This is a genomic window from Methylophaga sp. UBA5088 (assembly GCF_002414625.1).
Lineage (GTDB): Bacteria > Pseudomonadota > Gammaproteobacteria > Nitrosococcales > Methylophagaceae > Methylophaga > Methylophaga marina.
Genome location: NZ_DIAC01000019.1, coordinates 1 through 9,232, shown reverse-complemented (window position 1 = coordinate 9,232; position 9,232 = coordinate 1). Strand labels below are relative to the sequence as shown.

Below are 9,232 nucleotides of genomic sequence, written 5' to 3'. Positions count from 1 at the left end.
ATACCCGCCTATGCAGATAGCGATGAACAAGCGGCTTTCGAGCGTGATGCTCAGGCGGCTATCAAAGATCTATCAACGCATCTGAAAGAAGCATTAATGTCAGCGCTACAGGACGGCGGTCCTGTAGAAGCTATTTCTGTCTGTAAATTGGTCGCACCGACCATCGCTGATGAAATGTCGAAGAAATACAGTCTCGATATTCATCGAACAAGCTTGCGAGTTCGCAACCTTGAGAATGAAGCTGACAGCTGGGAAACAGGTGTTCTACAGAACTTTGAAACGCGCCTAAAAACGGGAGAAGCTATTCAATCTCTGACCTTCATAGAAAAAGTCGATTCTGATTTTGGGTATGACTGGCGTTATATGAAAGCGATCCCAACGGATAAAGTCTGTCTGTCATGTCATGGCAGCAAGATAGCGTTACCTGTTAGCAAAATAATAGACAAGAACTACCCTAATGACATGGCTACCGGCTATAAGATGGGTGATATTCGGGGCGCATTTTCAGTCAAACGCCGTTACTCAAAAATCAACGCAAACTAAGGTATTCGGTACGCCCTTGTTGCTTGATAAGTAGCTTATTCTCTTTAGCTAACCAGCCTACAGCTCGCTGAAACAGCTTTGCCTCAAGCTTGGTCTCTTTGCATATACGTGAAGCTGAGGTCTCACCCTTCGCGTTTAAGAACGTCCATACAACACCTGCCGCTTCACCAATTTCATCATTCATCATCGCTGTAAACTCCGTTTCCTGACTGAATTAATTTGCTTGCTAGTGATTAGGTTCTGACTGCTAGCCAAGATGATGCTTCAGCTTGCACTAATACCATCAATGGCACTAGCGATTCTCTTCATTGCCTGCTGGACAATCTCGAGACGTGTTCCAATATTAAGACGCATAAAACCTCCCCCATTATCACCAAAGACATAACCTGGATTCATACCTACGCCGGCCTGCTCGATAAAGAAACGTTTGAGTGTCTCATTATCCATTCCCAAAGCACGGCAATCGAGCCACAATAAATACGTGCCTTCCGACTCAATCAGCTTGAGCTGAGGGCAATGAGTTTGAAGAAAATCTTCTACCCATTTCTTATTTTTGTAAATATAAATATTTAGCTGGTCTAACCAGTCTTCACCATGACGATAAGCCGCTTCAAACGCGGTGATGCTGAAAGGGTTAGAAGGGCTAATATGCCATTGTTCAAACACCGCTTTTATCGCTTTACGCTGTTGCTTATTACTGACAATCAGTGACGATAAGCCCATACCGGCAATATTGAATGTTTTACTGGGTGCTAATGTAGTGATGACATTATTGGTCTGAGTCAGCGTTGCCAATGCAATATGCTGTTGTTCAGGAAAAATCAGATCAGCATGAATTTCATCAGAGATAATAGTCATCTGATAACGCTCAGCCAGCTCAAGTAACTGTGCTAATTCTTCTTGTGTCCAAACCCGACCAACTGGATTGTGAGGGGAACAAAAAAGTAATGTTTTAGCACCTTGCTGTGCACACTGTTCAAGATGCTCAAAATCAATATAGTAGCGATTATTGTCGAGATAAAGCGGATTTAACACTAACTCCCTGCCACTTTTCTCAACCGATGAAAAAAACGGAAAGTAAACGGGAGGCTGAACAATGACTTTGTCACCAGGCTCTGTGATCGCTTCAATAACGGCATTGATTGAAGGGACAACGCCAGGACACATTATGATCTCGCTTTGCTTTATCTGCCATTGATAACGCTTGGCACTCCAATCAATCAAAGCGTCATACATGGAGTCAGGATGCAGCGTATACCCATAAATTGGATGCTTAGCACGTTCAACGAGCGCCTTTGTCACGGCTTCTGGAGCAGAAAAGTCCATATCCGCCACCCACATCGGAATCACATCACTCCGGCCGAAATAAGCTGCTCTGGCATCAAATTTCAGACTATGACTAAAACTTCGATCTATCTTCTGATCAAAATCTATCGTCATTATTTACGTTTCCAGACCGTCACTTCAGATAAAGTATGTTGGAATTTTCGGCTCGTTTCACGAATAACAAAGGGGATTGCTTCCGGCCCACGAATAAGCTCGAAATGGGGTTCTAAAATCGCCTTCAAACCATCCAGCGTGGTAAAGCTCTCACCATCTTTCTTGAAACCGCCCAACCAATGTGCTTTTTCCGTGTGTTCTTCCAGCCAGGTATAAGGCGAAGCCAGTACCAGCAAGCCATTCTGATTCAACCGTTCATGTACCGTCGCTAAAAATTGTGTCGGTTTGTAGAGTCGGTCAATCAGGTTGGCAGCCAATATCAGGTCATACTCTTTGAATATGGGCTTCAAGTTACAGGCATCACCCTGTAAAAATTCGACCTTAGCAGCTGTGTCTTCTAATCCAAGTTGGTCGAGGCGTCGCTCATTGTAGTGAACTAACTCACCTTCATCAGTGATGGTGTATCGCACCACACCTTGCTCAGCCATTTGCGTGCCGAGATTAATAAGACGTGCTGAAAAATCAACGCCGGTCACTTGTTCGAAATGTTTGGCTAACTCAAAACTCGCTCGACCCACTGAACATCCCAAATCCAGCGCCTTTTTCATTTCTTTGCCCGCCATCATTTCAATAGCAAGCTCAGCCAGTGCTTTAGGGAAATTCGCTACATTGAGGTATTCATCACCATAATGGAATTCTGCATACTGTGACAGCATCGTATCTGTTTCGTAGTTAGAACTGTATTCTTCCAGCTCCGCCTCAGACACGACATAACGGAATCCGGCATGCTGGAAAAAATGTTTACGAAAAGCATAGCGAGAAGCTTTGCGGCTTTCGTTACCGGAGGAAATCCACGATCCGCCTTTAATCAGGTTGTGTCGACCGTCAAAAGTCGGTGTCGTAAAGTCATCGTAGATAGCATGTACTTTAAACTCATCGAATGGATAAATGGGTGTTTCAGTCCATTGCCACACATTACCAATGACATCATACCAATCACCGTGTTTAAAGAAATTCACAGGACAAGATGAAGCCGCATAGTCCAGATGAATATTTGCCGGTGCGAGATCGCTGGTTAATTCTTGCAGTCCAGCCTCATCATAGAGTCGATACCATTCATCTTCGGTTGGAAGACGCACGGATTGGCCTGTTTGCTTTGCCTTCCAATTACAAAACGCTTTTGCTTCGTGATAATTAACATCAACTGGCCAGTCCCATGGCATATCAATGACCTCAGTCATCAAACGACACTGCCAGCCTTGCTTGGTTTCAAGCCAAAAAGTGGGATGCTGTGCCTGGGTAAACTGACGCCATTGCAGACCGTCCTCAGACCAGTATTCATCGGTGTTATAGCCACCATCTTCAACGAACTCTAGGAACTCCTGATTACTGACTAAAAACTTAGCAGCCTGAAAGGTCTCAATTTCTGCTTCGTGTGTGCCATATTCATTATCCCAGCCATAGATAGAATCCGAATATGGTTTACCCAAACTCACTTTTCCAGCAGGCACTTCGACCAGGCTATTCTCAGGTGCTTGGTTTGTTTCTTTGAATGGTTGCCAGGCAGGATGCGGTTTTACCCATTCCAGTCGTTGCTGACGAATAAGAACTGAAGAGGTTTCAAGATGGATCTGCTCATGCTCAATCCCCATCATGATAGACCACCATGGATTTTCCCAATCAATAGGTAGTTTGAGTGGCGCCTGACGAATCACCTTGTTGACCATCGCCTGTACTTTCTTGCGGTAAGCTTTAACCTCTTCAACCGCTGGCCAGTCATAATGATCATCGTTGAGATCATCCCAACTCATTTCATCCACACCCACCGCAAACATCGATTCAAATTTAGGATCAATACGTTTATCAATCAGCCCTGCTAACAGCATTTTATTAACGAAAAAAGTCGCCGTGTGACCAAAATAAAAAATCAATGGGTGACGAAGAGGAATCGACTTCTGAAAGTAGGCTTGATCATCGCTTAAGGTAGCAAACAAAGATTCGTAACGTTCGAAAGTGAAATTAAAGTAATCAGCAATTTCTTGACGTTTCTCTGCTGGGTTACCTTCGTCTAGTACTGGCGTTCTTAAATAAGAACTTTCCATCGAAGCATATTTTTTCAATGCGCTTTCAGCAGTCATATTGCTACCTCATCTCTGTATTTTTATTGTGTCGTTATGACTAATGAACTGTGAATTTGTTGCGAAAATAAGTCACACACTTCAGATTTGTTTAGCTAACCATGCTGTTTTTGCTGACAACTCCAGTGAACATGTCCATTTATAAGCCAAATTTATCGTTTCGGCACAGGCATAGACACCATGGCCACTGACTACTGTCACCTTATACTTTTTTAAAGTCTGCGCAACAGCAGCGGGTGCCTTTTCGACATATTCAGCATAATTGATATGAATAATCGGGACCACTGGAAAGTAGTATTGCCCTTCAAAATCGATGGGTGTAAAACCATCACCAGTTAAGGTCATGGCGACGGCATGAGGTCCATGGCTATGAAATACTGCCCGGGTTTTGTCGTTTTGTTGATAAACAGCAATATGCAGAGGCGCATCCAGAGAAGCGCCTTCCCCGCAGTGGCCATCAAGATGACAACGAACCAAATCATCAGGGCTGAGTGTATCGGCACAACAACCTGTTGGCGTCACCCAGACATCATTATGCCAGCGAAAAGAAGCATTACCACTGTGGGAGTCATTGCATCCGTATTGACGCAACCATTTGTAATGTTGGACCAGTGCCTGTTTTTGCTCATGCAGATCAGGCAGCCGGCTCATCTTTCTTCTCTAACAGACTGTTAATATGTTGCAACCACTGCCCAGCTTGTTTTTTCTGTGCATCAAAAGCCGCCGCTTTTATAAACTGATCCTTTGCCTGCTCTAAATTGTCCAGGTGGTAATAAGCCGTTCCTAACATCAGGTGGGTTTGTCCCAGTTTATTGCCTTTTAATTTATTTATGGCACTGGATAACGTATCTACTACCTTACCCCACTGCTCAGTCCTGATATAGATTTGGCTCAGTTTTAAGTGGCTTTCACCCGTGTTATCCATGGTAATCATGACGTTTAATGTCTCTGCTGCACGCTGATTTTCCCGAGCGGCTAACCAACTGTCAGCTAACTTATTCAGATTGTCATAGTTACGTGGGAGGACTTTTTGTTGCATACCTTGTTCAAGTAGTTGGCCAGCTTTGAATGGCACGGCCAGATAACGGTACATATCTGACAAGTTGACCAGGGTTTTAGGTTCTGTCAGGTCAAGACGTTTAGCCAGCATTTTTACAGCAAGTGAGGTGAACTCTTTATTCTGTTGCATGTATAAAGCAGACAATTGCTCCCAATACACTTTTTTATGCGGATATCGGGTAATCAATACCTCAAGCACATTAATGGCAGATTTATAGTGTTTCAGAGACAAATAAGATGATAGCAATAAGCGGTACCAGTCCTCTTTGGGAGTTTTATCGTTTTTGATGGCGATGTTGATTCTATCCGCTGCTTTTGAAAAGTTTTCTATTTGATAATAGGCACTGGCCAGAAGCACATAGACTGTGTTGTCAGGTTTTTTTTCTGCAGACAGCCATTCTTCCATCAGCGGAATACCTTTTTTATACTGGCCATCCGCAATTAGTAGCTGTGCCAGATTGTAACGTAGTGTGTGCGTTACATCCTTTGGCAAGGCATCCAAGTCCAGCGCGCGCTGAAATGTATCCGTCGCTTTTTTATACTGTTCAAGGGAGGAGTATAAAAAACCCAATGTTTGCAGAACAACGGCTTGCTCATAGCTGCCTTTTTCCACCTTATCGAGCAAGTTATTCAGCTGCTGTTGAGCTTGAGGATAGCTTTCTTTCTCCATCAGCTCTTGAGCCTGATTCAGGGCTTTATATGTGTCTTCGCTAAGTAGAAACTGCTCATCTTTCGTTTCGGCAGCAGAGACAGTCCCTATCCCTAGGACAAACAGCACAATCAATATGGTTAGTAATGGCTTACTCATCGTGACAATTTAAACTCTATTTCCTGAGTGGCCTGACGTTCAACAGCTTGTCCATCCACATACTTAGGTTTGAACTTCCATTTAAGGATCGCTCTCAAAGCCGCATCATTAAACACACTAGCAGGTTCAGCTTTAATAACTTTTGGATCACGTACTCGGCCATCTTTAGTGATGATAAATGTCACCGTGACCACACCTTCAATACCCCGTCTGGAAGCCACGCGAGGATATTTAGGAGGAATACGCACCAGTGGCACCACCTCATTATCTAACATTGGCGCATTATTCGGTGCTGGTGCTGGCGCTGCTTTGGGAGCAGCGGCAAAATCGCCCAGATAAGGCCCGCCTGTAATATTCATGGGCACATCAATGGCAGGAATATCCATCTGTGGCGTAGGTGCATCAGGTTTATCTGCCTGAGTGGCGGCCGGTTCAGGTGGTGGCGGCTCTTCCGGTGGCGGTGGTTTTTTGGGTACTTCTCGCTTTTTGGTTTCGGGTTGAGCTTCTTCTTTTTTCAAACGCACAAAGTCCAGAATCTGGACTTCTTCAATCTCACGTCTATCAATGCTTTTACTATTGGTCATGTGCTCCATTAAATAGAACAGACCAAAGTTCACGACTAATGCCAGAAGGATACCTACTACTAATCTCATCAAGACCGCCGTTAGTCGCGTTCAGCAGCAATAGATACATTGGCCACACCCGCCAACCGGGCCTGGTCCATTACCTCAATTAACAGCCCGGTTTTGGCTTCTTCATCCGCTAAGATGATCACAGAACCTTCTGGATTTTCAGCATGCATTCGCTCAACATTAGCCCTGACAGCACGACGATCAATTTGGCGTTTGTCCATCCAGATTTCGTCATTGGCACGAATCGATATCAGAATATTTGCCCGCTCTTTTTTCACAGCTGTTTTGGCCGAAGGTCGGTTAACGTCTACTCCGGTCTCTTTGACAAAAGAGCTGGTGACAATAAAGAAGATTAATAAGATAAACACCATATCTATCAATGGTGTCATGTTTATTTCAGCGATACCGCCGCTTTGGCGTCGGGAATGTCGGTTTCTCATGTCTATCCTTTACTCTCTACGCAGGGCGTCAGCCACTTTATCGACTTCGCGTTCTGTACGTTGAGTTAACTGCGTGCTGAAATACAAACCAGATAATGCCGTCAAAAGACCGCCCATCGTCGTAATCAGAGCGACAGAAATCCCACCAGCCATGCCTCTGGCATTACCTGTACCGAAAACGGTCATGACATCAAATGTTTGAATCATTCCACCCACTGTGCCCAGTAAGCCCAACATGGGCAAGGCGACGGTGAGTGTGCGAATTGTCATCAAATAACGTTGCAGGGAAATACGACTTTCAGTAATCATGCCTTGACGTATTTGAACAGCAAACCAACTATTTCTGTCCTGACGCTCTTGCCACTCCTGAATTCGCTTTTTCATTTGTTTGGGATGTGTGAACACCACAAACAAATAACGCTCAATAATTAAGGTCCACATTAATACAGACGAAAACAGGATCAACCATAAAACGGTTCCCCCGCTTTCCATCAGTAATTCAATCTGAAAAAGTCCGTCAGACAGATTGGTCATGTTGTTTTTCCGCATTACGAGCAACGATAGCCGCACTTTCTTCATCAAGAATTTGCACTAATCGATTCGACTTGCCTGATAAACCACTGTGAATCAACAATAAAGGAATCGCTACAGCCAGCCCCAGCTCTGTAGTGACCAATGCCTGAGATATACCACCAGACATTAATTTAGGATCACCAGTACCAAATAATGTGATTGATTGGAATGTTTCTATCATGCCTGAAACCGTCCCCAACAAACCAAGCATAGGGGCAATCGCGGCTAGAATAGCTAGTGTAATCAAACCGCGCTCCAACTTAGGCATTTCTCTGAGAATAGCCTCATCCAGTTTTAAAGATAAGGTTTCCACATCATGTGCTAAGCGATCATTGTAAACAGACAAAATTCGTCCCAGCGGATTTTTTTCGCTGACTTCTTTTTGTTTCTGCTGTTTGGCAATGCCATGACCATCTTTGGTCAGCGATAAAAACTGGATGAGTGCGATAATGAGGCCAATAGCACCAAGCACTAAAATGATGTAGCCAATCCAGCCACCTTGTTGAATACGTTCTTTCAGAGTGGGTGTCTGCACTAACAAGGCCATGATCGCACCACGGGTGGGATCAACAACGGTTGGCATTAACTCACCTGCTTGTGCCTCTTCAAACTCAGATACGACGTTTCTGAAGCGATCCACAGGTTGCCTTGCCAGCTCAACTAAATTGCCGGTCTCAGACAGGTATCTTAGGAAAGTCCCATCAGAAAAAGCCGTAAAGACACCAATGCGAGTGACGTCTTTATCTTCAACATCACCGGTGGTTGTAATAACGGGGGTGGTAAATTTTTCGACTTTGCCCGAAGCCGTCATTTCTTCTTGCAGTGTTAACCACAACTGGCGTAGCTCTTCTATCGTCGGTTGTTGTTTGCTTTCACTCAAGTTATTGAGAAAGTCTACCCTTTCAGGATGTTGAACGTTGGTCATTGAACTTTCCAGGACACCACGACTGTCATTAGCAACCTGTCTGACTGTCCCAAATAATTCACCCAGTGAACCTGATTTTTCATCAAGTAAGTTCTGTTGTTCAGCTAAACGTTGTTCTTGTTCATTAAAAGTGGTGTTGAGCTGTTCGGTACGATTTTCTTGTGCGGCTAACTCTCTTTTGGCTTCCGCCAAAAGATTAGCTTGTTCACTATGTGCTTGGGCAAATTCTGCTTCACGCCGTTGATTTTGCTGCTGCTCAAGCACACGTTCCCGTTTTACCTGTTCTAATAACTGATCCAGGTTAGCAGGTTTATCAGCCGCAAAGGCGGGTAGACAAATGCTGAGTAGTAAAAGAGAAATTAGCTGTTTCATTGTTTCTCTCCTACTGCTTTGACAGGTAATACCATCAGGTCTGGTGGCGACTGCTTTCTCGCCACTTTCAAGCCATCATTGATGGCCTTGATATAATCGTCAGATAAAGTAATCCATTGTTTATCCTCTTTGTCCCACATACCTGCTTCTTTTCCATCCAGTGAGAGGTAATATAGGTTGACGCGACCAATTCTTAAAAAATCGACTGTCTTTTTCGTTTCACCTTCAAGCAGATCGGCTTGGTAGGCTTCAATAGTGCGGCCATATTCCGTTTCAACCTGGTAGGCTTCCATGATGCGGCG

Annotated in this window: 11 protein-coding genes; 1 reads left to right on the top strand and 10 read right to left on the bottom strand. The window is 44.3% G+C overall.

Annotation, left to right across the window (positions count from 1 at the left end; genetic code table 11):
• The coding region (locus B4K20_RS02470; RefSeq protein WP_289281764.1) for a Tll0287-like domain-containing protein at positions 1-543 on the top strand (543 nt) is incomplete at its 5' end.
• Here B4K20_RS02470 and B4K20_RS02465 read toward each other — a convergent pair.
• From B4K20_RS02465 to B4K20_RS02420, 10 genes are all read right to left on the bottom strand, one after another.
• Complete coding sequence (locus B4K20_RS02465; protein ID WP_286303828.1) at positions 530-730, bottom strand: winged helix-turn-helix domain-containing protein; 201 nt, start codon at positions 728-730, stop codon at positions 530-532. The genes B4K20_RS02470 and B4K20_RS02465 overlap by 14 nt on opposite strands.
• Before the next feature lie 77 nt (positions 731-807).
• A complete protein-coding gene (locus B4K20_RS02460) occupies positions 808-1,983 on the bottom strand; it encodes a pyridoxal phosphate-dependent aminotransferase (protein ID WP_289281763.1) in 1,176 nt (391 codons plus the stop codon).
• Positions 1,983-4,121 carry a 5-histidylcysteine sulfoxide synthase gene (gene ovoA, locus B4K20_RS02455; protein WP_289281762.1) on the bottom strand — a complete coding sequence of 713 codons (2,139 nt, stop codon included), beginning with the start codon at positions 4,119-4,121 and terminating at the stop codon, positions 1,983-1,985. Before ovoA ends, B4K20_RS02460 begins: the two co-directional genes overlap by 1 nt.
• 81 nt (positions 4,122-4,202) lie before the next feature.
• Entirely contained in the window at positions 4,203-4,772 is a 570-nt protein-coding gene (locus tag B4K20_RS02450; RefSeq protein ID WP_286303825.1) for a class II aldolase/adducin family protein, read from the bottom strand.
• Positions 4,756-5,988: a tetratricopeptide repeat protein gene (locus tag B4K20_RS02445; RefSeq protein ID WP_289281761.1), complete on the bottom strand. Its 1,233-nt coding sequence runs from the start codon at positions 5,986-5,988 to the stop codon at positions 4,756-4,758. Before B4K20_RS02445 ends, B4K20_RS02450 begins: the two co-directional genes overlap by 17 nt.
• Complete coding sequence (locus B4K20_RS02440) at positions 5,985-6,641, bottom strand: energy transducer TonB (protein ID WP_289281760.1); 657 nt, start codon at positions 6,639-6,641, stop codon at positions 5,985-5,987. The genes B4K20_RS02445 and B4K20_RS02440 overlap by 4 nt, the downstream gene beginning before the upstream one ends.
• A gap of 11 nt (positions 6,642-6,652) precedes the next feature.
• Positions 6,653-7,060, bottom strand: a complete 408-nt coding sequence (locus B4K20_RS02435; protein ID WP_286303820.1) for an ExbD/TolR family protein — start codon at positions 7,058-7,060, stop codon at positions 6,653-6,655.
• Positions 7,061-7,069: 9 nt separating this feature from the next.
• Positions 7,070-7,594, bottom strand: coding sequence for a MotA/TolQ/ExbB proton channel family protein (locus B4K20_RS02430; protein ID WP_286303819.1), 525 nt, complete (start codon positions 7,592-7,594; stop codon positions 7,070-7,072).
• On the bottom strand, positions 7,578-8,930 hold the full coding sequence (locus B4K20_RS02425; protein ID WP_289281759.1) for a MotA/TolQ/ExbB proton channel family protein: 1,353 nt from the start codon (positions 8,928-8,930) through the stop codon (positions 7,578-7,580). Before B4K20_RS02425 ends, B4K20_RS02430 begins: the two co-directional genes overlap by 17 nt.
• Positions 8,927-9,232 (bottom strand): DUF3450 family protein (locus tag B4K20_RS02420; RefSeq protein ID WP_289281758.1); only part of this gene is annotated, 306 nt, incomplete at its 5' end. The genes B4K20_RS02425 and B4K20_RS02420, both read right to left, overlap by 4 nt.